The sequence below is a fragment of the Reinekea blandensis MED297 genome, from assembly GCF_000153185.1.
In the GTDB taxonomy this organism is placed as follows: Bacteria; Pseudomonadota; Gammaproteobacteria; order Pseudomonadales; family Natronospirillaceae; genus Reinekea; species Reinekea blandensis.
This window is the reverse complement of record NZ_CH724149.1, coordinates 552,714-577,271: the sequence shown is the minus strand read 5'-3', so window position 1 is coordinate 577,271 and position 24,558 is coordinate 552,714. Positions and strand designations below refer to the sequence as shown.

The following is a 24,558-nucleotide window of genomic DNA, read 5'->3' as shown; positions in this document are numbered from 1 at the left end:
CGGATTACCAACGATCGCTGTCAGGGGGCTTCGGCCCCCTTTTCATTGGTCAGGTGTTGCCCTCCGGTTTTTTTACATGCTGTTATTTTTAAAAGGAAACCTGACGTGAACACCCCGTTGATACGTCGTAGCCTGTTCATCATTATCTCTGTCCTGATTGTTTTGGCTCTGATCGCCGCCGTTAACCTATGGCGGTTCGACGCCAGCGAATGGCTCAGCAAAACACTGCCCGTTGGCGCTCCGGCGTTACAGCAAAGCGATGTCGAGGTTCAGGCTCTGGGCACCGAGCTGACCTTTGTTGAGCCCGATATCCAATGGTCAGAAGCCCGGTTCAGTGCCGACCTCCTCAGTTTGCGTTTCAACCTGCTGTCGGTGTTACTCGGACAACCCCGGCTGCAATGGATCGGCCTCGACGCACCGGTTCTCGAAATGGCCACCAATCAGATCGACGTTCAACAACTGCATTGGCCGATCGACGTTGGATTTCAGGAACTGACGCTGACCAATGGTCTACTGTTGTTAAGCGACTCCGAAGTCACCGACCTTGAGCTGTCACTACTCAAAAATGGCGTCTTCGGTGAGTATGCGGTGCAGGCTTCTGCGGCCCTTTATACCCCTGATTGGCAAGCCACGCTGGGTCTTTCCACATTGTTAGGCCGCGATGGCGATGAAAACCTCGTATTGGGCAAAACCCAACTGGACACCAATCTGGTGATGCTGAACTGGACCGGGCGCCTGGCCGGTAAACTTAAATCCGTTCGCATCACTCCCGATAATGACCTGCAACTCTCCTATCTCAGTTGGTCGTCCAACTGGCGTACCTCTAAAGAACTGATGCCGTACATCCTTGATTGGGCGGGCGGATTAACCGAAGGAACGCTGAGCGACGGCCGCTGGACGCTGGACACCCTGGATTCGGCACTGGCTTATCGCGATAGCAATGACACCGCTCACACGCTGGCGATTCAATCCAATGCTTCAACCTGGCAACAGGGTGATCTGGTCGGTCAACTGGGGCTTTCACTGCTGGCAGAATATCCGCTCGACAGCCCCTATCAGAGTTATCAATTGGTCATGAGTGGACAACTGAATGAAAACGAGCCGCTTTCACTCTGGCACAACCCGGTCATTCGTCTGTCGACGGTTCGCGACGACGGGCTGCAGCAGACACATCAGGTTCAGGCAGCCAGACTGAAGCTGGATACTCAGGTCATGAGCTGGCAATTACACGATGGTGACTGGACGCTTAATGAGGGTGAATCCATCCTTGACGACTTCGGCTTTGGTCAGGTCAGTGGTCAATGGCCCGCATTGACGCCCGATCAAAGCCACCGCATGGCGAATGCGCTGAGTCCCGCACTCACCCTCATTTCACAAGACACTGAGAAACTCGATGCATTGTTCAGTCACCTGGTTCCGTAACGCCGTTCTCGCCTGGTATGACCGCCACGGCCGCAAAGATCTGCCGTGGCAAACCGGTAAAACCGCTTATCGTGTCTGGTTATCGGAGGTCATGCTGCAACAAACCCAGGTGACCACGGTGATCCCCTACTTCCAGGCTTTCACTGAGCGTTTTCCCGATGTCGCGGCGTTGGCCGAAGCCGACATCGACGAGGTATTGCACCTGTGGACCGGGCTGGGCTATTACGCACGTGCCCGCAACCTGCACAAAGCCGCAAAAGCCGTCATGGACAGTTTTGGTGGCGAGTTTCCTGCCGATCCCGAAGCGCTGGAAACCCTGCCTGGCGTTGGACGATCGACAGCGGCGGCCATTGTCAGTTCGGTATTTGATCGCCGTGCCGCCATATTGGATGGCAATGTCAAACGGGTGCTCAGTCGGTTTTTTGCTTTGGAGGAATGGCCCGGTTCGACCGCGGCTCAGAAGCAACTCTGGGCCTGGAGCGAAGCGCTAACGCCACAGACGCGAGTCGCCGACTACAATCAGGTGATGATGGACCTCGGCGCCCTGGTCTGTAAACGATCGCGCCCTGCCTGTGCCGAGTGCCCATTGTCTGAAGAATGCCTGGCGCACCGTCACGACTTAACCTCAGAGCTTCCGAAAAGCAAACCCAAAAAAGCCAAACCGGTGCGCACCTGTTTTATGGTACTGCAGCAATCACCGGAAGGTCAGGTTTTGCTACAACAGCGGCCCGCAAGCGGAATCTGGGGCGGACTGTACAGTTTTCCTGAGTTCTCTGACGAAGGCGCTCTGGAACACTATCTGGATAGCATCGCCATCGAAAAACAGGAACACTGGACGCCGTTTCGCCATACCTTCAGTCACTATCACCTCGATATTGCGCCGATCGTTGTGCATCAACAAACGGCCGTACCTGGCGTTGCTGAGTCCGGACACCTATGGTTCAATCCCCACCTGTTAGACGATGCAGAACAAGCCATTGGTTTACCCGCGCCGGTCAAACAATTGCTGATCAAGCTCGCATCCTCGATGTAACCGAAGTGACTGGAGATACGATGACCCGAACCGTCCATTGTCGAAAATATCAGAAAGATCTGCCCGGATTGGACAAGCCGCCTTTTCCCGGTCCGAAAGGTGAAGCCATTTTTGCGGATGTTTCCGCCCAAGCCTGGGCGGAATGGCAGGCGCATCAGACCCGGCTGATTAACGAAAAACAGTTGGTGATGACCGATCCGGCGTCGCGCAAATATTTACTCGATCAGATGGATCGGTTTCTATCTGGACAGGATTACGATCAAGCCGAAGGCTACGTACCGGAAGACTGAGCCCAATGCTGCGGCTCATTTTCCCTTGGATTTCTGGTCGTCCCATTCCACGAGCCGCGCTTCACCCTTTTTCAAATGTCGCTGAATAAGTTCCAGCTTGTCTTTCAGGCGTTGCGCTTCATCGTTACTTTCCGCCTGTGCCAAGCGCGCTTCCAACTCTACGGCTTTGCGTCTCAAATCGGTCAGCGCCGTTTGCAACGCTTCACGATCGGTGTCGGCTTTGCCCTTCAGCAGCTTACGAAGATGTTTTTGCCATTTCGGCTTATTCGGAGGCTGAGACATCAGAATTCTCCTGTAACTCTTCGTCTTCCAGAATCAGTGATTGAAGCGCCGATACCGCCGAGCCTGTCTGCGCCCAGTACAGCTTTTGCGCCATATGAATCAGACGAAACCCGATATTACGACAATACTCACTGTCGTTCATCAGCGACGTTATGGCTTCGGCCGGAATGCGACCAGAGGCCACCAAACGGTCAAACGTGCCGTTTTTCAAAATGTCCTGCTTCTTAACCCACTGATGCTGTTCACTGAACCCTAACAGCGCTTCTTCCTCATCCGGGTAGTTCAGAATCGATTGCAGTCGATGCAGCAACTCGGCCAGCTGCAAGCGAAACGCGCGGTACTGTTGGTTAAGTTCTTCACTGGGGTGATTGTGATAACGCCTCAGATTTTTCTGTAAATGCTTCACGTCTTTCACTGCATTGACCAAATCCCGACAGGCCACCTTCAACGCAAAAACCGTTTCCTGCTGAGCATCGGTCAGCTGGCCAGGAAGATGATGACTGGCGGTGACAATCGCGGTGTTCAGTGGGCGAACGTAGCGTTCGTACAGCTCATCAATGTCGGAGGTCTGCTCATGCACTGCGCTGTGCAATAACAGTAAATCCAAAGGCTGTTCGGATTCGATGTCGTCGCGATCGAGAAACAACGCATACGCCATCACTGCGACGCTGTTGTCCCATAACCGGCGCATCTCCTGTAACAGCGCACTGAGTGCGACGTCCGGATGGGTCATCACCGATGACGTCAGGTACTGAGGCGTTACCGGGTCCTGACGTCGATCCGCCTGACGCGCCGGCAACGACAACCGGTTCTGACGCTCATCGGTAAACCATTGCTTCAGTTGCTCGGCCAAACGTTGCATGAACGGCAGCATCAACAAGACACCGGTGACATTAAAAATGGTATGGAACAGACTCAGTTTGAGTGTGTAGTTGTCAGCCGCAATGCCGAAAACGGACGACAGCCAATCGACCAGATGAATCATTGGCAGATGAAACAGCAAGGCCACCAGAGCTGTCACACTGTTGAAGACAAAATGAGCGGCGGCCAACTGTCGACCGGGAGACGCCGCGCCAATCGCGCCGATGATCGCTGTGACCGTCGTCCCTATGTTGGCGCCGATGGCCAATGCAATGGCGTTTTCGTAGGTAATCTGGTCACTGGCCAGCGCCGTGATGGTGAGGATCAGGGTCGCGTGACTGGACTGCATAATGACCGTCGCCAGTAACCCGGCCAGTGTATACACCAACAACCCCAGCAACCCGGCTATTGCAAACTGCCTCAGGTCGAGTACCGACTGAAAGGCGCTGAAGCCGTCCTTCATGTAGTCGATTCCCAGGAACAAAAAACCCAAACCGGTCAGTACGTGCCCAAGACCCCGCCAGTGTTGGTTTGATTGCATGATCAGCACGACGCCGGTCATCAACATGGGCATGGCGTAAATGCTGAGGCTCACTTTCAAACCGATGGCAGAAACCAGCCAGGCACCGGTGGTGGTCCCGATGTTGGCACCAAAAATCACACCGATGCCCTGTAACAGCCCCATTAATCCGGAACTCAGAAAAGAAATGGTAATGACCGATACCAGCGAAGATGACTGCACTAAAGATGTGGTTACGATGCCGAAACCAATCGACTTCCAAACGCGATCGGTGCTGCGTTGCAGAAGCCGTTCAAGTGTACCGCCGGTAAACACCCGGAACCCGTTATCCAGCGACAACATGCCAAACAGAAAAATCGCAACACCGGCGCCAATCCGTTGCACATTCAGGTTCCACCATGCCGAGCCCAACAGCAACACCAACGCAACCAGAAAAAACAGGCGACGAACCATAGACGCTAAAGCACTCCTGTTGAAATCCGTTCAAAGTAAAATGGAGATTTATCCAGACCTCCCTACTTACAGCATAGACGATCAGCGCTTAGGATGAGTCCGTATGTTATGGATGCTCTGCCGGCCAAACTGTGTAGAATACCCCTTCCACCCGCTTCGTCATGTGAATCAACTTATGGGCACCACTAATAAGTCTGTTGGGGCTCTGGCCTTTCAGAAAGAGTGGCTGTCCAGGCGCGGTTTGCAGTGAATGTCGGGACCTTTGCAAAAACCGGAACAACGATAGGCGCTTTTTCTGAAAGTCGGGATGCCGCACCACCCTCCGGGCGGGCCTGAACAATTCAGGCTCCGCAGAGTTCCATCAGACTTATTAACGGTGTCCATATGTCAATGCCCATATTTTCGGCCCCCCTCGGATTACGCAGCGAGTATGTGATCAACCACCTGTCATCAACGTTTTCGGAAGAAGAGGACGTTATCGTTCTGCGCTCGCCCGACGATCCGAACTACTATTACGGCAATTCATTAGCGCTGAAAATACCCTTGGACAGCCGCACACCGGCACAATGGCAAACCCGTTTCCGAGAGTTGTTTCGTTCCCTGCCGGATGTTCAGCACTGCACACTGGTTTGGGTACGTGAAGAGCCAACGCCTGAAAACGTCCGCGACTTTCAGCGCTTAAACTTTGAATACGATGAGAATCACATACTGAAGGTGCATCGCGAAAACTTCCGGGTTCCCGAACGCCTCAACACCGAGCCTGAGTATCGTGCCTTACAAACCGACCGCGACTGGCAGCAATGGACCGCACTGAACATCGCCGAAAACCTGGACGATCACCGCGAAGAGGAACTGCGCCCTTATCTGCAAGCACGCATCCATAATTATCAACAGCTGGAAGACAAAGGATTGGGCGAGACATTGGGTGCCTTTCAGGACGGACGCTTGATCGGCTATGCCGGGCTGTACCATCTGGATGGTCTGGCACGATTCCAGATTGTTCATGTGATTCCATCGGCGCAAAACCGTGGCATCGCCCGAACGATATTAACGCAGTTAACGCAGCGACTGCCGGCGTCCGTACAGGAATTGGTGATTGTGGCCGACGAACATTACCACGCCAGTGCGTTGTATCAGAGTTTAGGGTTTCATATCGCTGAACGTGAATGCAGTCTGTGCTGGTGGCCCGGTAAACCGCATCGACCGGATCAGAACAGTCCCACATAAATCGCAAAGCCTATCCAACTCAAGGCAAGCAATACCCAAGGCAGCCAAACCGCTGCGGACGCACTTGGAGATGGGTCGGTCGGTTCTGTTGTTTTGGTTGTGGGCAGTTCTTCAGCGGGTGATGCTTTTTTCCGAGCTTTATCACGTTCACGCGCTTTGGCTTTCTCGCGTTTTTTAAACTCAGCAATGCCTTTTTCAATGCCCTGAGCAATCTGTTTGGTCTGCTCTTTGGTTTGACCGGGACGCGCGGTGCCCTTGGCAATTTTTAACGCGTCATCGATGGTCTGTTGTGAGACTGTCTGTTTTTTAGCCATGAGTACTTATCAGGTTCATTCCGTCTGCGCAATGTACCAGATCCGGTAAAGAATTTGGCAGCTGTCATCAAAAACCTTAAGCTACTTCTACCCTTTAACTGACACCAACCATCCAACGATAAGCGAGTTCATGTCCACACTTCTGCCCGGCTCAAAAGACCTCTATTTCCTGCCACTCGGAGGCACTGGCGAAATCGGCATGAACATGAACCTCTACGGTCACGACGATCACTGGCTGATGGTCGATTGCGGCGTCACGTTTAAAGACACCCTGACACCAGACTCCACCGAACTGTTCGATGTCATCAGTGCCGACCCGGCGTTCATTACCGCTCAATCTGACAAACTGTGCGGCCTGGTCCTTACCCACGCGCACGAGGACCATGTCGGTGCCGTTGCCGATCTGTGGCCGCGCCTGCAGTGCCCGGTCTACACCACCCGCTTTACCGCCGAGTTTCTGCGCCGCAAACTGGCTCAACACAGCCTGCTCGATCGGGTACCGATCATCGAAGTGGACAGTGGCGCGACCCTTGATATCGGCCCGTTCAATGTCGAGTGGTTACCCTTAACCCATTCCCTGCCCGAACCTCATGCGCTGGTCATTCGCACGTCTGCCGGCAATGTCTTTCATACTGGTGATTGGAAAATTGACCCACAACCGGTCATTGGTGAACCGTTTGACCCAACCCCGTTTCAGGCCCTGGGAGACGGCTCGATTGACGCCATGGTCTGTGATTCGACCAACGCCAACCGGCCTGGCCGGTCATTGTCTGAAGGCGCCTGTTTCGCAGGGTTGTATGAACAGGTGAAGACCACGGAAGGCCGCGTCATTGTCGGTTGTTTTGGCAGCAACATTGCCCGCCTGATCACGCTGTGCCGCATTGCTCAGGAAACCGGCCGCTACGTCGGGCTGTATGGACGCTCCCTGCAAACCATGGTCAGTACGGCCAAGGCAACCGGTGTCTGGCCTGCAGACTGCGACATCATCGACAGCCGACATCTGGCATACCTGCCGCCGAGGGAAGTACTCGCGATTGCTACCGGCAGCCAGGGCGAACCTCGGACAGCCTTGCAACGAATGGCAACCGATAGCCACTACGAACTGGATATCAGTGCCGGTGATAGAGTCATTTTCAGTGCCATCGTGATTCCCGGTAACGAAACCTCCGTCGAGAACCTGGTGCGGCTGCTGAAGCTGAAAAAGGTTGAGGTGGTGATGGCAGCCGATTGCGAAACGCCGATACACGCCAGCGGTCATCCGAGTGCCGACGACGTCGCCGATCTGTATCGCTGGGTTCAGCCCCGTATTGCCATTCCCGTTCACGGTGAAGCTGAGCACATGCTTGCGAATGCCAACATCGCCCGAACAAGCGGCGTACGCAAACAACTGACCGGACAAAACGGCGATTTGTTTGTCATCAGCGGACCGGGCAGAGTCCGGAAAAATGCCGTCTCGACCGGTCGAATCGCCTTACGTCGCTGACCGTTTGACAGGATAAGCTATACTGACAGTACGCTTCAGGACAGGAAGATGATGATGACCGAACGCCTGACCACCCAAGAAAGCAAACAGCACTGCCCCTATTGCGGCTCCCCGATTCATCTGATCATCGAACCGATGGATGAACCTCAACAATACACGGAGGACTGTGAAGTCTGCTGCCGACCGATGGTTGTCGACGTCAGTCCGGACCAACAGGTCGAGGTGTTCCGCGAAGACGATACATGACGGAACGCAAACCCGACCATTGTCAGCTCTGCGAACGCCCGACACGCCTGACATACCACCATTTAATTCCGAAAAAGATGCATCGTCGGACCCGGTTTCAAAAGCAATATGGTCGTGATGAGTTAAATCGCGGGATCTGGGTCTGCCGCAAATGCCACAATGGCATTCACCGGCTGTACGATGAAATGACGCTGGCGAAACAGTTCGCGAGTCTCGACGCGCTCAAGCAGGACCCTTCGCTGCAACGCCATGTACACTGGGTACGTAAGCAAAAAAGCTGATACCCAGTCCACGTTCTGGACATAATAGCCGTCAGCGGCGAGTACCGCGTTGCTCGAACTCGGTCGGTGTCAGGCCCGTCCAGCGTTTAAAGGCTTTAAAAAAAGCACTCTCGTCATTAAAACCGAGGCGCTCAGCAATGTCCGCTTTTGACACCTGTTGCGCCAGCAGGTCTTCGGCCATCGACAACCGGGTTTGGTCGGCCAGAATTTTAAAGGTCACCCCTTCACGAGACAGGTTTCGGTTCAGATGCCGTCCGCTCATTCCTAACGCTTCAGCGATGCGCTCTTTACCCCAGTTAGGATGCTCTCGAATGAGGTTGGCGATTTGAGAGCGCAGATCGAACTGCTGTAACTGGGAAAGCTGGTCATCGGCCAACGACCGCATCTGATCAAACAAATCGCTGTTGGCCTGCACCAATGGCAGCGACAGTTGTGAGGTATCAAACACCAGCGCATCGGCCAACTGGCCAAACCGAACCTCACAACCAAGTGCCTGCTCGTACTCAACGACCGACAGCGTCGGTTCATGCTGAAACGTCACAAAACCGGGGTTAAATGCTTCTCCCGTTAAGTACCGGGTCAACCGAACCAACGTCGCCATCACCGCCTCTACCCGCTGCGCGCGAACCACGTTATGAAAGGGTGCATAAATCAGCCGGCAACTGTGATCGTCTTGCGTGGAAACAAACTCGCCGCCTTCACCGACGATTGGATGGTAAGTCAGCAGCACATCCATGGCGTCTTCCAGTGTGTCGCAACTGAGCAACAAAAAACCGACCACATCCAGATGACCAGGCTGCACCTGCAACCCCAGTTTTAGCCCCAACCCGGGATCGGGGTACAACCGTACCAGTAATCGCCAAAGCTCATCCTGGAGCGGCATGGGGACACGCTTATAAGGCCGGATTTTTGCCAGTAACTGGTTCAACTCGTCATTGGGCGGCAGATCGGACCCATCCAACGCCGCCACAATGGCTTTGGTGAACTGTTGAGTGACCGTCGCCTGTCCCAAATTAACCATAAATGTGTCCCGAATCGTCAGGGCGAAATGCCCCAAGCCCGCTTACATTGTTCCCAGTCGCGTGAAAGGCGTCAACACAGTCGGTCTTTACCGTCCGCCCACACAACAAAAAACAACGCGATATGAACTGGAGAGACACAACAATGCTTCCTTACGCCATTATCGGCGCAGGTCCTATGGGCTTGTGCACGGCTCGTCGTCTGAGCCAATATCAGATTCTCTGGATCGGGTTCGAAAGCCATACGGATGTCGGCGGCCTTTGGGATATCGACAACCCCACCAGCACCATGTACCACTCGGCGCATCTGATTTCCTCGAAAACCATGACCGAGTTTCACGAGTTCCCGATGGACAGCGAGGTGCCCACCTACCCGGCGCATCATCACCTGAAAGCCTATTTTCAGGCGTATGCGCGTCGCTTTGGGTTGTATGAGCATTTTCGGTTTAATCACAGCGTCATCGACATTCAGCGCCATGACGATCACTGGCGAATCACGACCTCAGTCAACGGTGAGACACAAACGCATGACGTTGCTGGCGTTCTGCTGGCCAACGGCACGCTGCATCACCCAAACCGGGTCGAACTGCCGGGCGAGTTCACCGGCAAACAAATGCATGCGGCCGAGTATAAATCGCCGTCGGAGTTCAAAGACAAGCGCGTGTTGATTATCGGCTGCGGTAACAGCGGTTGTGACATTGCCGTCGATGCCGTCCATCAGGCCGCCAGTGTCGATATGTCGGTACGCCGTGGTTACTACTTTCTGCCGAAGTTCATCAAAGGCCGACCCACCGATACGCTGGGTGGTAAAATTCGTCTTCCGAAACGCTTAAAGCAGCTGGTCGACGGCTGGCTGATCCGCATGATCATCGGCAAACCCAGCGATTATGGACTGCCCGACCCGGACTACCGGCTGTATGAGAGCCATCCGGTCATCAACTCGATTTTTCTGCATTACATCGGGCATGGCGACATCAACCCACAACCGGACATTCAAGCGGTAAACGGTCAGACAGTAACGTTCAGTAATGGTCAGACCGGTGAATACGATCTGATTCTCGAAGCCACCGGTTACAAGCTGAACTACCCGTTCATTGCTCCGGAAGCACTCAACTGGCAGGGTTTTGCACCACAACTCTACCTGAACGTTTTCAACCCGATGCACAACGATATCTACGTGATGGGTATGGTAGAAGCTGCCGGTCTGGGCTGGCAGGGGCGCGACGATCAGGCCCATCTGGTGGCTTTGTATCTGCGCCAGAAACTGGACGACAAAGCCTCCGCCCGAGCGCTCGACAACACCATTCAGCAGCAGTTCCAGCAGCGCGCCGTCGGTGGCATGGATTACCTGCCGCTGGAGCGCATGGCCTATTACGTCGACAAGCAAACTTATCTCAGCCAATTGCATCAACACATCCGTGAGCTGTCGGCCGACCTTGAAGCCGACCTGGCTACTCGCATCCGGGAGGCTAACGCATGCTGACCGACGTACAGATTCAGTTTGATCCCGGTGCCCTGATACTGCTCAACGGGATTCTCGCCTTCATGATGTTCGGCGTCTCGCTCACCCTGAAACCCGACGATTTCCGTCAGATTCTGCGCGCCCCCATTGCACCCGGTATCGGGCTGATCGCACAGTTCATCGTCTTACCCGCGCTGACCGCCTGGTTTACCTGGGCGTTTGACATCGACCCGGAACTGGCGCTGGGCATGATTCTGGTGGCCTCCTGCCCCGGCGGGTCGTTCAGCAACATCATGACCCACATCGGGCGCGGCAATGTGGCCGTGTCTGTCTCCATGACCGCGGTTTCCAGTCTGGCGGCGATCATCATGACACCGTTTAACTTCATGCTCTACGGGCAGTTGAATCCAGCCACCCGTGAACTGATTCAGAACATCGCCATCAGCCCAATCGAAATCCTGATGCTGACCACGTTGGTGCTGGCCATTCCGTTAATCCTCGGCATGGTGGTCGGTCAGCGCTTTCCCCGCTTTGCCATACGCTCTGACAAGCCATTTCGGGTCCTGTCGCTGCTGGTGTTCTTTGCCTTCATCGTCATTGCCGTGCGCAACAACTTCTCGGTGTTTATGGAACACATGGCGAGCTTTGCGTTGTTGGTCATTGCGCACAATGCCCTCGCGTTGGGCATCGGCACTTTGGCGGGTTACGGCGCAAAACTGGCGCGGGCCGACCGTCGCGCGGTCACCTTGGAAGTCGGCATCCAGAACTCCGGCCTGGGGCTCGGCATTCTGTTCACGTTCTTCCCGGAGTACGGCAGCATGATGATCATCGCCGCGTTTTGGGGCGTCTGGCATCTGGTCAGTGGATTAAGCCTGGCGTTGATCTGGCATCGGCGCACGCAACTGAGGGAGACGGCTTATGTCCAAGGATAATCGCATTCTGATCACCGGCGCGGCGGGTTACATCGGCCATCAGGTCGGTAACGCGCTCGCTAAAGAACACCAGGTACTCGGTTGTGACATCCGGGCTTGCTCGGCGGCACAGTTCGAGATCAAACATCTGGACATTAATGACGAAACGCTCGCTGACCTCATGCGAGAACATCGCATCACACACGTCGTGCATTTGGCCAGTGTGCTGGAGGCCAGCGAAGACCGTGCCCGCGACTATCGCATTGATGTCGACGGTACCCGCAATGTCATCGAAGCCTGCCTGGCCGCTGGCGTTGAGCACCTGACCGTCAGCAGCAGTGGCGCCGCCTATGGCTACCACGCCGATAACGCCGAGTGGCTAAGTGAAGCCGACCCTTTACGCGGAAACTATGAGTTTGCCTACTCGTGGCACAAACGCTTAGTTGAAGACATGCTCGCCGAATACCGCCAGAGCCACCCGCAGTTACAGCAACTTATTTTGCGGCCGGGAACCGTGCTGGGGCAAAACACCCGGAACCTGATCACCAACCTGTTCCTCAAACCCCGGATTCTGACCATCAAAGGGGCTGACTCGCCCTTTGTGTTCATCTGGGACAAAGACGTGGTGAACATCATCTGTCTTGGTGTGACAGAGAATAAAACCGGCATCTTCAATCTGGCCGGAGATGGCGCCCTGACCCTCATCGACATTGCCCGGCGGCTGAACAAACCGGCGTTGTCGCTGTCTCCGCTTCTGCTCAGTGGTGCCCTGCGGCTCGGCAAGCGGCTTAAACTGACGCGCTACGGACCCGAACAGCTCAAATTCCTCCGCTATCGTCCGGTTCTGGCAAACGACCGGTTAAAAGCCGAGTTTGGCTATACCCCGCACAAAACCTCGGCGGAAGTGTTTGAACTGTTCTGTTCCGGGTTAATGCAGGAGCACAGCCGATGATGTCCTCAAACGCGGTGGCACTGATTACCGGTGCGGCGAATGGGCTGGGTTGGGGTTTGGCGCAGCACTACGCACGACAGGGATACGATCTGTTGCTCGTCGACCGAGACCAGATGACGCTGGAAAGCCGCCTGCAACACCTGCAACAACACGGATGTGCAGCGGACCAACGACTGGCAGGGCTGGCTGTGGATCTCACCGACAACCAGGCCACCAAACAGATCCTGCAAACCCTTCGCCAAACGTTTGGCCGACTGGACGTGCTGATGAATAACGCCGGCATCACTCATCGTTCGTTAGCCGATGAAACAGAAATTGCTGTCACCGAGCGCGTCATGACGCTGGATTTTATGGTGCCGGTGCGGCTCACCCAACAATGTCTGCCGTTGCTGGAAAGCCAGCAACATCGGCAAACACCGGGCACCGTCATTAACATCGGTTCTATGGCGGGTTGGTTGCCGGTCATGGGGCGGTCCGGCTATTGCGCAGCCAAAGGCGCCCTGCATCAATACTTTGAAACGCTGCGCGCCGAAACTGCCCACAGGCCGTTGCACATTCTGATGGTCTACCCCAGTTTTCTGGCAACCGACATCGAACGCAATGCCCTCAGTGGCACCGGCCAGCCGGCTAAGCACCAACGCTCAACCATTGGCTCGATTCATTCAGTGGACTGGATGGTACAGCGCATCGCCGACGCCCATCGTAAGCGCCAGGACCGACTGTTTCCCAACCGCAGTATTGCGCTGGCGGCGCTGTTTTACCGCGTAATGCCAAGCCTGTTTATTCGCTTAATGCGGCGAAAGTTCCGCAGCGAGCTGAACCCGGAGCGTACGGCATGACATGGACGTTACTCGGGCTCGCCATTTTTGCCGCCTGGACCATCGATGCGGCCATCGGGTTTGGCAGTCTGGTGATTGCCCTGGCCATCGGGGCGTTACTGTTGCCGTTGGAGGTGATCATGCCGATCCTGGTGCCGCTGAACATTCTGCTCAGTGGCTACCTGACGGTGCGCTACCGGCGGCAGATTCAATGGTCGCTGATGCTGAAAACCATCGGGCCATTCATGGTGATCGGCACGTTGGTCGGCCTCTACGTGGCCGACCTTGTCCCCGAAACCCAGCTCCGCTTGCTGTTTGGGGCCATAGTGGTCTGGTTTGCGGCGCGCAGCCTGTGGCTGGCTTTCGACAAAAACGCGCAGCCAAACGCACACAGAGCATTAACCACCCGAGTGCTGACGTTTGCGGCGGGCATTACCCACGGTCTGTTTGCCTCCGGTGGGCCGTTACTGGTGTACGCCTTAACCGGCGTTACCCTGCTGAAACAGCAGTTTCGGGCCACCCTATCGCTGGTCTGGTTTCTGTTGAACAGCGGGTTGACCCTGTGGTTTGTGAAAAACGAGCGGTTGCTCGAGCAAGCCGACAAAGTTCTGTGGTACGTTCCGGTGGTGATAGCTGCCATCGTGTTCGGCGAATGGCTGCATCACCGCGTCAGCGAAGACCGGTTTCGCAAGGTCGTCCTGGTTCTGCTGCTCATCGCCGGCATTCTGTTGCTGCTGAAATAGCCGCCCTGGTGTCGATCAGGGATCGAGTCGAGTCAGCAGCCCCAGTTCGGCTAACCAGGCCAGATAGGCCTCAACATTGAGATCCCATAGCCACCATTCATGCCCGCCCGGCATTTCTTCATACACCAGCGGTACCTCGGCCTGATGCACCCGGTCGCGGAACCGCCGATTGCCCTCAAGTAAACTGTCTTCCAGACCACAGGTAACAAACAATCTGGGACCATCAACAGATAACGGTAACGCCAGCACATCGTCGCCAGAGCCAGCAATGGCTTCGGGAGACCCAAAAGACGCGATCAGGTCGGGCACAATCGCATCGCTGCGCTCTGAGCGCTGAGCGGCCCCGGCCAGGTCCAACACCCCAGAAAATGCGCCAATGCTCTGGAACCGCTGGGGTTCAGACAAACCCAACTTCATCGCACCGTAGCCACCCATCGACAAACCGGCGATGTGACGTCGTGAACCGACACCGCGAAGGTTCAACCAGGTTTCCATTTTTTCAGGCAGTTCCTTGGCCACCCATGTCCGCCAGGCGTAACCGGTCTTCTGGTCGGTATAAAAGCTGCGCTGACCGAAGGGCATCACCACCACCAGATTGTACTGCTGAGCGTGCTCTAACAGCCGGGTACGGTGCAACCAGGTCGTCTGATCGTCCAGCAGACCGTGTAACAGGTACAGGATGGACGCCTCGGCAATCCGCTCGGGCGGCGGCAGAATCACATTCACCGACTGAGGCGTTCCTAACGCCTCACTGAACATTTGAAACGACGCAACAGTCATCAGCACACCCTCGTTTATGTCAGAAAAGGAAGACAGACTCTAACACCGTTGGTTTTTAAATAAACCGTGCTGAATCAATGTCCAAAAAGGTAGCCTGGACGGCCAGTGCACAGCCGTAAATGGACGTTTTTATTAAAAAAATCAAAGATTTAGCAAAAAAGGTGTTGACGGGTGAAATGAAAATCCGTTTAATACGCATCCGTTGACGGGGCAACAGCCTAGAACGTCAAAGCCCAGATAGCTCAGTCGGTAGAGCAGGGGACTGAAAATCCCCGTGTCGGTGGTTCGATTCCGCCTCTGGGCACCATCCTTCCTAAGCCCTTGATACATATAGTCTTTCTAGTCTACAAGAGCAGTTCCTGTTACACCACCCTGTATCACAGCTGACATGTTAATAAAGCCTTGCCTTTAGTGACTTGTAATTTTAGCCACCAGCAAATTCCTTAGAAACACACCTATTTCGTGATCTTAACGTAGTCAAACAATGACACTGATTTGTCTAGTGACAGTCAACAAGTGTAGGTGAAAACCAGTCTATATTGAGGTCCAGCACGAACCAAAGATGTAAGCCATATTTAATTTAAAGCACCTAAAGCATGGGTTGGTTTAAAGGATGTACTCTTCTCCTAGGTACTTTTTCTACACTGTCGAGTTTAGGGCTATTGCTTTGCTTTTGGGAATGCTGGCGACGGCTGCCTATTTCGGTTATGGTCACACTCACCAATTTGAACAATAAGGTGAACAGATCCATGGCAGTCAATGGTCACGCCAGCTACTTCGAAGTACCAGAATGCGGTTTATACCGACGTAATGGTTCTAAACCAGACGGATATGATCTGAGTGAAACATTTGATGCGATTCTGCAATGGACTGGTGGAAAATCGTCTTGGACCAGTACGCTTCCATGGGCTAAAGATACCAATTCCAACACCCCAAGTGCCTATTGTTACGACCTAGTCAAAGATGAGCCTACAGGCGACTTCTTTATGGTGATGTGGAAATCTGATGAAGATGCCAATGGTAAGCTGTATGCGGCTCCTATAGACAAATCTCGTGGAGCACCTGCGGCTGTAGAGCAAGGCGGGAGCAAGGGAACAGTTCTAGGGCGTCCCTGCTACTACTGGATCATTCCTCAGTACAACTCGGTTGTTTCTTTAAAATTTGACCATTCAATGACGGATTCCTCCTTATTCATGAAATTCGTTCGAGCATGCATTAACAACCACATCGGCCATGACCGTAAAAGGAAAACCGTTGATGAAGAGAACGGAAGCGTTAAAATCTACTTCGAGGATGATCAAGGACGGCATTTAAACTACCGCTTCCGTAAAAAGCTGTACATGCCAAGTTCAAACACACTCGAAATTCGAGCAATGGCAAACAAAATCACCCATGTAGTGAAACGTCAGACCATTTCAGTCGAAAGGAAAGACCACAGGTCGGAGTGGGTTAAGATGTTTGACGAAATGTTTTCTGACGTCTCGGTTAAAAAAGGAAAGAAAAACCGAGAGATAGAAGTACTTATTGAGGCTTCCCCAACTGAAACAGAGATTGCGAGTATTTTCAGGCAGTATTCAAAGGATGATCGTGACCCTCGCCAATGGGACAATACGGGTTTCATTTTAGAAGGTAAGATGAACCAACCTGTTTGGGCTACCAAATACCGCTTGACCGAATCACTTTCTATTCCAAAGTCACCTGGAGTTACACTCAGTGCTAATGACTTAAAACAACACCTGTTAGGTGAACGGCAACGACATTTGCTGATTTTGAAAAGAGGTCTGAAAGACCAAAACACTAGCAGTCAGTCAAGTTAGAGATAAAAAGATATGAAGATACAGGCCTTGTTTAAAGTGCTACGTTTCATGATGAGTAAAGGGAAATTCTACTTACTGGCTTTTCTCACTTTAAGCACCATGTTCATAATGACTGATTTTCAATATTCTTTGGTCAGCCTAAAAGAATACCTAAATGTTCTTTTGTTGATTTCGACGGTCATATTCACAATCATGGGTTTATGGATTGCCATTTTATACCCTAGCGCACTAAATCGCTTAGCGAACCCACGCAAGGTTGAAACCGCAGATTTCAGTGAGACAGGTGCAGACACAAAAAGGTTAGAAAGCCTCGTAGCCACGGTGATGAAGTCAGCCATCGTTGTTTTCTTTATTATGGTTATTTTTTTAGCTGGCCTCACTAGTCAGGCCATTGATCTTGAAGATTCCACAGTATCTATCATTAAACAAATCACTTTCTCATTTGTAGTGATGCTCAGCTTTGTTCAATCAGAAGCGCTTTTTTACGTCATTAAAAGCAACATTCTTTTCTTGAGTGATTTCCATCAAAAACGAAGTGTAATCGAAGACGACAAATCGTTCTTTGAAGACGCTACTAACGATGACTGACCGGTATCAACAGACAGACATGAACACGGATTACTTCATAGTGCCTGTCAGCTGATGGTTGACACTTCAGTTGTAGCCCTGAACAACACATTCGGGGTCAAAATGGTGCAGAGATTTACTTATCACCACTGATTGTCTCTCAATGCTCGTGCATGGACGATCAGATCAGAAAAATCAACCACCCACATACCTTCCTTCAAGCCCCGCCAATACTGGGCTGGCAATTAGTGTACCCCTTAGAGGAGAAGAACCTCACAAAAAACTGTTCTGAAGCGGTCATAGCATTACTACGACCCTTAGAGGAACAGCAAGGGAAACACTCTTGTCCATCTTCTTCTGCTCTTTCTCTTTCATTAACTACATAGGAACAATAAGAAGAAGGAGTAACAGTAACACGCATTTTAACTCCCCCCTACCCCCCTCTCCTATATATCCACAAATAAGGAAATCAATGACTATCAGACCCAACATTGAACTGAATTACAAATACACAGAATTCTTTAAAACACTACGAGACGGCCCGAACTACGCTTTCAGCCCAACGTCAGCCGTACACAGCTTCTACCCCGATTATACGTCAGGCTTATGGGGGAGAGCTGCTGAAGACCTGTTCAGCGTCGCCTATCAAGATAGAAAGCGGATGAACAAACAGACTAAGGAAGCATTTTCAGCCGTACTCTACACTCTGACACAGGCGTCTGAAGCTAACGAAGGAGATGAAAAGCAGTTCATTGGCTTTTTGCATAGCTTCAACAGAAAAGGAGAAGCCAGCAAAAGATTTAGAGCGTGGTCGTATAACAGGGACCAGTTCGCAGACGCAATAAAACGGCTTAACAAACTTGGCCTTGTCAACTACCATCTTGGTACGAAAGGCGAACATCACTTTCTCGGGCTATCCACGCTTTGCTGGCCTACAGAATTATGGAACGAATGGCTACGTACCCACTGCACCTCCCTCAATGTTGTTTCCTTTGAGCATGACCATGATCCGTTATGGCTTAAATGCGATGAAAGCAAAAGATTACTCGAATATGATGAAAGTATTCATACGACGCAAACGAGAAACCGTCTTGATCATACGAATCAGCTAAGACGGGAACAATGTTGGACGTTCGTTAGCTCCTGTAGCCACATTTTGCCTAAAGAAAACACTCACATCGAAAACAAGCTGAATGAACAGAGCCTAACCTGTAGAAGGATATTCAAGAATAAATTTCGTTCAGAAGGTAGGTTTTACTGTACAGCCCAAAACCTGAGAAAACAGGAAAGGGCCACTCTTAAGGTAAACGGACAGCCCACTGTTGAACTTGACTTTAAAAGTCTCCACCCACGTATGATGTATCATCGAGCGAATCTCGAAGTACCAAAGCATTTATCTGAAGATTGCTATTCTATACCTGGCTTTAGCCGAGATGAGCTAAAACTGGCATTTATGCGTGTTGCCAATGGGAAGAACAAACGAACAGCTATCGTCGGGACAGCGAGGGAACTGAAATGCACAATAGATCATGCATCAAAAGTCATTGATTCATTTCTACATGCACACTCAGGTATTGCGAATCAGTTCTTTAAAGACAACTGGAAGTCGTTGCAGTTTAGTGACAGCAAAATAGCAGACCAAGTGCTTTATACGGGGCTTACACAAGGCATTCCAATAATGCCGGTCCATGACAGCTTCATCGTCGAGCAACGTCATGCAGAGTGGTTGCACGCAGTCATGTCTGAAGCTTACAGCGCTGAAATGAATGGTTTCAATGCCGTCATCACTTGCCCAACAAACACCCAATGAGAGTCAAATAGTCTACGGCATTTTTTGCCGAAAAATCTGTGCGCCCATTTAATAATCCGGACCAGATAGAATTCCCCCGTACCCCCTACCCCCTCGCAAGAACACCACCCACAATCCATTAGAGTGGGCTTCTTGGTTATCCCTTATAGACGCTGTAACAGCCACAACGAACGTTGACATATGTAACACATGAAGACGATACTGCCGTCAGGCAAAGAAACATACTCACAGCATGGTGGACACAGTCATGGTTCAGTTCGTGATTTACAAACGCGTCAGTACAAAGAAACAAGGTGACAGTGGGCTGGGCCTTGAAGCGCAAGAAAGGGACATTCAACTGTACCTCGATAATTACGCAGGTGATCACGAAGTCATAGACACTTTCGTAGACGTTCTGTCAGGTAAGGACGGGGTACGGCGTCCTGCTTTCCTAGAGGCCGTTGAACTGGCAAAGAAGACTAAAGCGACCTTGCTGGTAGCCAAGTTGGACCGGATCAGCAGAGACGTTGAAACAATCGCCGGAGTCATTAAAAGGATTGACGTGAAAGTGGCGGTGATGCCTCATGCTGACAAGTTCCAACTTCACATCTACGCCGCGTTAGCTGAACAGGAACGGGAGTTTATCAGCATAAGAACGAAACAAGCCCTCGCTGAAGTAAAAGCGAAAGGGGTGAAGCTGGGCGGTTTACGTGACAAAACAGCAAAGCGAAACGTAGCAAGAAAGGAACAAGCAAAGACTGACGCCGAGTCGTTGCGTGGTCTCCTTGAGCCAATGGTAAAACAAGGCTTGTCTTTGAGGGCCATAGCAGCCGCTCTGAACGATTCCGGGCAACGAACCAGTAGAGGTTCAACTTACCAACCAACGACCGTTCAGCGGGCTTTGAAGCGCTTAGAACTGTCTCTGTAGCACCAACCTTTCAGAATAAACCTTGAGTACCTGTATACCCTTGTACTTGAGGTTATTTTTTTTACGGAAGCTTCAACTGCCGCCAGTTGGCTTTACCTTTCAAACGATCACGGACATGGTCAATACCATCGAAAGTGAATAGTTCAACAGCCTTTGCTTTTAGCGGTAACTCAAAGCCGCCCATGTATGTAGCTGACGATCCTAGTTCTTTGGCTTTTTGATTTTCATGCCCTACAACTTCCTGAAGAACAGCCCGATAAGACACTGACGGGTCTTTGTTCGAGCAAGTAGTAAAGAAGGTTTTCCTGAAGGAATGGAATACTTTTTTCTCTACAACAAAGTCAGGAAACTCGGATGACCGGTACTTTTCGTTGAACCACCGGCTTGAACCGTCCCCCGGCTTCTTTCGATCAGACAGAAGATTTGGCAACAGCATGTCGATGTTCTCTTTTCTGAGGTACGAGGCATATTCCAATAAGCCAAGGTCCAACAGAAAGCTATGGACTGGCACGGCTCTTTCTGCATTCTTGTTCTTTACGGTCTTCCCTTCTTCTCTGTTAATGCTGAAGAAGTAAACGCCATCTTCTTCTCGCAGGTCATCAACGGTCAACTGGGTTATCTCAGCCAGACGCATACCACTAAACACAGCGATCAGAATCAACCACCAGTTTGAGCGTCGGTTACCTGTAATAAACTTCGGGTGAGAATGGTTGTACAGCTTAGACGACAATATCCGTTTAATGTCTTCATGTGAGAAAGGTGCATAGGGTTGTTTGTCTTTTAACACGACTGTCATACCGCTAAAGGGATCAGACGAAATCTTGCCCTGCCTGATCAGCCACTCGCAGTATGAAGACAGATGAGAAATACGGTTGTTTATTGAAGTGCCGGAAAGCCGGTCAGATTGCGGTAAATCCATGCTGATCAAATGCAGAGGGCTTTTCCCTTTGTACTTCGCTGAATTTGAATGCTTCGGTAGCTGTTGAATGTTCTTGAGATACTGATCAGCAAGGTCATTGTCAACGGCAGACAAAGCAGGCTTGTTCATCAGAAGCCAGAATTCGTTGACATGGTCGACATACTCTTGGTGTGTTGAGGCTTTGGTGCCGGGATTCTTCAAACGTCGACCTTCTATGAAATCCTCAACCAGTGCGTTGAACGGCTCGTCAGAAGTCCTTACATCCCGAAAGGAGCCGCCCTTCATGCTTTCCAATAGATTCTTTGGTTGGTTCCAGCCTTCTAGCGTTTGCCTTTTTAAAGCGTAATACAACAGGTCTGACAACGCGATTTCCACCTCGTCAGGCAACAACGTTCCTTTAGTTAAACGCTCTTGAACGACACCCATCGCTGCACTGTCGGCTTCATACTCCGAATCGTAAGGTGATTCAGGCAGGTCATGGTTACCCACTTCCAAATCAACACCATTGAAGTGATCAGTCAACCAATCGGCATGTGCCTTCTGGGCTTCCTGAAGTGCTCTCTGCTTGATTTCTTTATAGTCCAAGTACAACTCCCACCGACTGACTTTCTTTCCAACACGAGCGGATACAGCGATTGCCCTGTACCTATCATTCGTCTTAAGAGAAAACCGAAGAACCCTGCCAACAACCCACCGATTGAAGTAATAAACCTGACCACGCTTTATAAGGTGCATGAATACAAATCCGCCGAACATATGTTACAGACCTGTACCAAATGACCTGATTGAACGGTGATTGACAGAGAACGCACTAACCGATGATACGGGAAAACCCAGTGAATTCAGTGACTTGGAGCAGCCTCACCTGAAAATCCCCGTGTCGGTGGTTCGATTCCGCCTCTGGGCACCATCTAATTTCCGATAGAAGCCTGCTGAAAAGCGGGCTTTTTTCGTTACGGGGGATTGATTTATCAATCCTCTCTCGGTGACCAAGCTGGCCGCGTTATTCCGCCTCTAGGCACCATCCTATTCTACGAAGAAGCCTCGCATTTGCGGGGCTTTTTTATATCTACCACCGACACTAAAACCGTGTCGGCGCCGGATGCGGACCAGTTCGTTGATTGCTCACCTCATCCATGAGATTCAGCCTCCGGCTTCCCTAAGGTTACGCAAATTCGTTCCCGACGAATTTGTCCGCCTCTGGGCACCATCTAATTTCACAAAGAAGCTTTCTGTCATATCAGCAATTTATGGTCGCAGAAGCGTTTGAAGAAGTCTGACTTAGTGAAAGCTTCGCTTAACTTCAGTTATTGGAGTGCAATCAACGATTCCCCTGAGGCGGCATTAAGTTGCCTTTTCAACGACCCTATCAGAACTCGACTTACCCTTTAAAAAACGAATCGCCACGAGAAGCGCTACCAAGTAGACGCAGAGCCCGTAAAGCAGACCAGCCGTCAACGCCTCGTTATAGTCTCCGTCAATCGACAGTGAGTGGAAAAACAGCTGTCCCATAACCGCCATACCTAATGCCATGCCCATTTGCTGAATGGATTGCATCGCACCGGAAGCAGCGCCTGAATCGGCAACGGGCACCGATGCCATAACGGATTGAAACAACGCAATGATCGCACTGCCCATACCAAAGCCTGCGATCAACAAAGGCCCCCAGAATAACCACTGCTGCGCAGGGCCTTTAAAATAGTGGTGTGACATAAGCATCAATGCAAAGCCAATGATGAGTGCAGACAACCCGATCACAACGCGCCAACTCTGCCACTGGGGCGATAATCGCCCCATCAAATAAGACGCACTCATCACGCCCACGGGGAACGCCATTGTTGTCAACGCTGACATAAGTGGACTGAGCTGGTAGCCCTGCTGCAAATAGAGCGTCAGAATCAAAAAATAACCTGGGGCGACGGAGGCTAAACTCATGATCAGCCCAACGCCTAACCAAAAGCTTCGGTTTTGTTGCAGACTCAAAGGCAATAACGCTGCGTGACTACGCTGAGCGAAGCGAATTTCCCAACGCATCAACACAATGAAACACAGCACAGCAAACGCCAGCAACGCGACGATCCACCAGGGCCACCCCAATACGGCACCTTCTGTAAGCGGATACAGCAACGCCGCCATAAAGACAGCAAACAACAGACTACCAATCAGGTCGATGTGTCTAACCGCCGCGCTTTTAAAGTCATTTTGCGCATGAGGTACGTATAGCCAAGCGCCGATTAAGGCCACCAACCCAATGGGCAGGTTGATCAAAAAAACCGATCGCCAATCCAAGGCCAACGGATCCCATTCCAACAATAAACCGCCAACAAAAGGCCCCAAAACAGACGCAAGACTCGACAGCATGCCGATCACACCAAACATGCGGCTTTTTTCGGAGCTGGGGAAAATGGCATTTGCAATGGCCATAACCTGTGGCGTCATCACCGCCGCGGCCAAGCCTTGCAGCAAGCGCGCAGCAATAAGCATCTCAATTGAGTTCGCAAAACCGCAGAGCGCGGATGCCAATACAAAGCCCAAAACACCAATGAGAAAAACAGGTTTGCGGCCTAAAACATCACCGAGCTTACCAAAGGGTAATAAGCCACAGGCAAAGGCCGTCACATAGACAATCGAGATCCACTGCAACTGGGCATTTGTGGCGCCCAGTTGCTGCTGAATCATGGGTAAGGAGACGTTCACGATGGTCACATCCAGTAAGTTCATGATGTTTGCCAACATCAAAAACGCAAACGCTCGCCAATAACGTGGGGTATCGGACAAAACTGCGGTCATTATCGCCTCTTATGTAACATCAAAAGTTTCATGACTTTCACCTTACATTCATGTAACTTTTAAAGCAACATAAGTTTTTAGTCTATCGGAGTCTGAAAATGCGTAACGACGGTCGACTTTCGCGCGTCATCCACGCCTTGCTGCATTTGGCCGCTATGGACAAACCTGCCACATCTGAACGACTCGCGCAGATGCTGCAAACAAACCCGGCGGTGGTGCGCCGAACCATGGCAGGCTTAAGACGCATGAACATTGTTCAGTCCAGTAAGGGCCACAATGGTGGTTGGCAACTGCAAAAGTCTTTAGATGAAATCACCTTGGCCGACCTGTATGAGGCACTGGAAACACCGCAGTTGTTTGCTTTGACAGCTGGCGACGAACATCCGACGTGTTTAGTGGAACAGGTGGCCAATAGAAGTGTGCAGGCCGCGATGACCGCCGCCAGCGATGTGTTTTTAACGCATCTTAGACAGGTGAACTTGAAGCAGCTGGAAGCAGAATTTAAGCAACGAATGGCTGAACTTCCGGCGTGGGAGCGAGCGCTTTACGAGGACTGAGTACTCAACTTCTGGCGCAATATTGAACATATCATAGGTATAGGCGATACAGCCCAGGCGGCAACGAATACCCATAATCTACCTGCTAACAGCA

24 protein-coding genes and 1 tRNA gene are annotated in these 24,558 nt (G+C 51.8%); 18 read left to right on the top strand and 7 right to left on the bottom strand.

The annotated features are described in order from the left end of the window. The first annotated feature begins 105 nt into the window (after positions 1–105). The 3 genes from MED297_RS02650 to MED297_RS02640 are packed head-to-tail and all read left to right on the top strand — an operon-like array spanning position 106 to position 2,745. Positions 106–1,422: a hypothetical protein gene (locus tag MED297_RS02650; RefSeq protein ID WP_008042117.1), complete on the top strand. Its 1,317-nt coding sequence runs from the start codon at positions 106–108 to the stop codon at positions 1,420–1,422. Further along, positions 1,394–2,455 carry an A/G-specific adenine glycosylase gene (mutY, locus tag MED297_RS02645; RefSeq protein ID WP_008042116.1) on the top strand — a complete coding sequence of 354 codons (1,062 nt, stop codon included), beginning with the start codon at positions 1,394–1,396 and terminating at the stop codon, positions 2,453–2,455. The genes MED297_RS02650 and mutY overlap by 29 nt, the downstream gene beginning before the upstream one ends. A 20-nt stretch (positions 2,456–2,475) precedes the next feature. After that, complete coding sequence (locus tag MED297_RS02640) at positions 2,476–2,745, top strand: oxidative damage protection protein (protein ID WP_008042104.1); 270 nt, start codon at positions 2,476–2,478, stop codon at positions 2,743–2,745. 15 nt (positions 2,746–2,760) lie between these two features. Here the strand turns inward: MED297_RS02640 and MED297_RS02635 are convergent, their stop codons facing one another. Both MED297_RS02635 and MED297_RS02630 read right to left on the bottom strand, forming a co-directional pair. Continuing rightward, complete coding sequence (locus tag MED297_RS02635; RefSeq protein WP_008042103.1) at positions 2,761–3,027, bottom strand: hypothetical protein; 267 nt, start codon at positions 3,025–3,027, stop codon at positions 2,761–2,763. Continuing rightward, complete coding sequence (locus tag MED297_RS02630; protein WP_008042102.1) at positions 3,008–4,861, bottom strand: Na/Pi cotransporter family protein; 1,854 nt, start codon at positions 4,859–4,861, stop codon at positions 3,008–3,010. Before MED297_RS02630 ends, MED297_RS02635 begins: the two co-directional genes overlap by 20 nt. 384 nt (positions 4,862–5,245) lie before the next feature. Between MED297_RS02630 and MED297_RS21010 the strand changes: the two genes are divergently transcribed. Continuing rightward, a complete protein-coding gene (locus MED297_RS21010; protein ID WP_008042101.1) occupies positions 5,246–6,088 on the top strand; it encodes a GNAT family N-acetyltransferase in 843 nt (280 codons plus the stop codon). Here MED297_RS21010 and MED297_RS02620 read toward each other — a convergent pair. After that, entirely contained in the window at positions 6,070–6,402 is a 333-nt protein-coding gene (locus MED297_RS02620; protein ID WP_008042100.1) for a DUF2956 domain-containing protein, read from the bottom strand. The two genes, MED297_RS21010 and MED297_RS02620, sit on opposite strands and share 19 nt — an antisense overlap. Positions 6,403–6,532: 130 nt before the next feature. Between MED297_RS02620 and MED297_RS02615 the strand changes: the two genes are divergently transcribed. From MED297_RS02615 to MED297_RS02605, 3 genes are read left to right on the top strand one after another with little or no spacing between them, the layout of a single operon-like run. After that, positions 6,533–7,885, top strand: a complete 1,353-nt coding sequence (locus tag MED297_RS02615) for a ribonuclease J (RefSeq protein WP_008042099.1) — start codon at positions 6,533–6,535, stop codon at positions 7,883–7,885. Positions 7,886–7,933: 48 nt separating this feature from the next. Beyond that, the gene (locus MED297_RS02610) at positions 7,934–8,131 is read left to right on the top strand and encodes a zinc ribbon domain-containing protein (RefSeq protein WP_008042098.1); all 198 of its coding nucleotides are present in this window, start codon (positions 7,934–7,936) and stop codon (positions 8,129–8,131) included. Next, entirely contained in the window at positions 8,128–8,412 is a 285-nt protein-coding gene (locus MED297_RS02605; RefSeq protein ID WP_008042096.1) for an HNH endonuclease, read from the top strand. Before MED297_RS02610 ends, MED297_RS02605 begins: the two co-directional genes overlap by 4 nt. A 31-nt stretch (positions 8,413–8,443) precedes the next feature. On the opposite strand, the gene MED297_RS02600 is transcribed toward MED297_RS02605, so the two are convergent. Beyond that, positions 8,444–9,433, bottom strand: coding sequence for an AraC family transcriptional regulator (locus MED297_RS02600; RefSeq protein ID WP_040556403.1), 990 nt, complete (start codon positions 9,431–9,433; stop codon positions 8,444–8,446). Between the two features lie 143 nt (positions 9,434–9,576). Between MED297_RS02600 and MED297_RS02595 the strand changes: the two genes are divergently transcribed. The 5 genes from MED297_RS02595 to MED297_RS02575 are packed head-to-tail and all read left to right on the top strand — an operon-like array spanning position 9,577 to position 14,317. After that, positions 9,577–10,914, top strand: a complete 1,338-nt coding sequence (locus MED297_RS02595) for a flavin-containing monooxygenase (protein WP_008042094.1) — start codon at positions 9,577–9,579, stop codon at positions 10,912–10,914. Further along, positions 10,908–11,825, top strand: coding sequence for a bile acid:sodium symporter family protein (locus MED297_RS02590; protein ID WP_008042093.1), 918 nt, complete (start codon positions 10,908–10,910; stop codon positions 11,823–11,825). The genes MED297_RS02595 and MED297_RS02590 overlap by 7 nt, the downstream gene beginning before the upstream one ends. Next, positions 11,812–12,756: an SDR family oxidoreductase gene (locus MED297_RS02585; protein ID WP_008042092.1), complete on the top strand. Its 945-nt coding sequence runs from the start codon at positions 11,812–11,814 to the stop codon at positions 12,754–12,756. Before MED297_RS02590 ends, MED297_RS02585 begins: the two co-directional genes overlap by 14 nt. Further along, entirely contained in the window at positions 12,753–13,595 is an 843-nt protein-coding gene (locus MED297_RS02580) for an SDR family NAD(P)-dependent oxidoreductase (RefSeq protein ID WP_008042091.1), read from the top strand. Before MED297_RS02585 ends, MED297_RS02580 begins: the two co-directional genes overlap by 4 nt. Continuing rightward, positions 13,592–14,317: a sulfite exporter TauE/SafE family protein gene (locus tag MED297_RS02575; protein WP_008042090.1), complete on the top strand. Its 726-nt coding sequence runs from the start codon at positions 13,592–13,594 to the stop codon at positions 14,315–14,317. Before MED297_RS02580 ends, MED297_RS02575 begins: the two co-directional genes overlap by 4 nt. A gap of 15 nt (positions 14,318–14,332) precedes the next feature. On the opposite strand, the gene MED297_RS02570 is transcribed toward MED297_RS02575, so the two are convergent. Continuing rightward, on the bottom strand, positions 14,333–15,097 hold the full coding sequence (locus tag MED297_RS02570) for an alpha/beta hydrolase (RefSeq protein WP_008042089.1): 765 nt from the start codon (positions 15,095–15,097) through the stop codon (positions 14,333–14,335). A gap of 231 nt (positions 15,098–15,328) precedes the next feature. Between MED297_RS02570 and MED297_RS02565 the strand changes: the two genes are divergently transcribed. The 5 genes from MED297_RS02565 to MED297_RS02545 all read left to right on the top strand — a co-directional run bounded on the left by MED297_RS02565 (position 15,329) and on the right by MED297_RS02545 (position 20,198). Then, positions 15,329–15,404: transfer RNA gene (locus tag MED297_RS02565), tRNA-Phe, on the top strand. Between the two features lie 442 nt (positions 15,405–15,846). Then, complete coding sequence (locus MED297_RS02560; protein WP_008042086.1) at positions 15,847–16,914, top strand: hypothetical protein; 1,068 nt, start codon at positions 15,847–15,849, stop codon at positions 16,912–16,914. Positions 16,915–16,926: 12 nt separating this feature from the next. Beyond that, a complete protein-coding gene (locus MED297_RS21005; protein WP_008042085.1) occupies positions 16,927–17,502 on the top strand; it encodes a hypothetical protein in 576 nt (191 codons plus the stop codon). 451 nt (positions 17,503–17,953) lie between these two features. Beyond that, positions 17,954–19,291, top strand: a complete 1,338-nt coding sequence (locus tag MED297_RS02550; RefSeq protein ID WP_008042084.1) for a hypothetical protein — start codon at positions 17,954–17,956, stop codon at positions 19,289–19,291. A gap of 247 nt (positions 19,292–19,538) precedes the next feature. Next, positions 19,539–20,198: a recombinase family protein gene (locus MED297_RS02545; protein ID WP_040556567.1), complete on the top strand. Its 660-nt coding sequence runs from the start codon at positions 19,539–19,541 to the stop codon at positions 20,196–20,198. A gap of 61 nt (positions 20,199–20,259) precedes the next feature. On the opposite strand, the gene MED297_RS02540 is transcribed toward MED297_RS02545, so the two are convergent. Then, the gene (locus MED297_RS02540; protein WP_161599264.1) at positions 20,260–21,702 is read right to left on the bottom strand and encodes a site-specific integrase; all 1,443 of its coding nucleotides are present in this window, start codon (positions 21,700–21,702) and stop codon (positions 20,260–20,262) included. A 759-nt stretch (positions 21,703–22,461) separates the two neighbouring features. Further along, complete coding sequence (locus tag MED297_RS02535) at positions 22,462–23,907, bottom strand: MFS transporter (RefSeq protein WP_008042081.1); 1,446 nt, start codon at positions 23,905–23,907, stop codon at positions 22,462–22,464. Between the two features lie 98 nt (positions 23,908–24,005). On the opposite strand from MED297_RS02535, the gene MED297_RS02530 reads away from it, so the two are divergent. Then, positions 24,006–24,464 carry an RrF2 family transcriptional regulator gene (locus tag MED297_RS02530; protein WP_008042080.1) on the top strand — a complete coding sequence of 153 codons (459 nt, stop codon included), beginning with the start codon at positions 24,006–24,008 and terminating at the stop codon, positions 24,462–24,464. Positions 24,465–24,558: the final 94 nt, after the last annotated feature.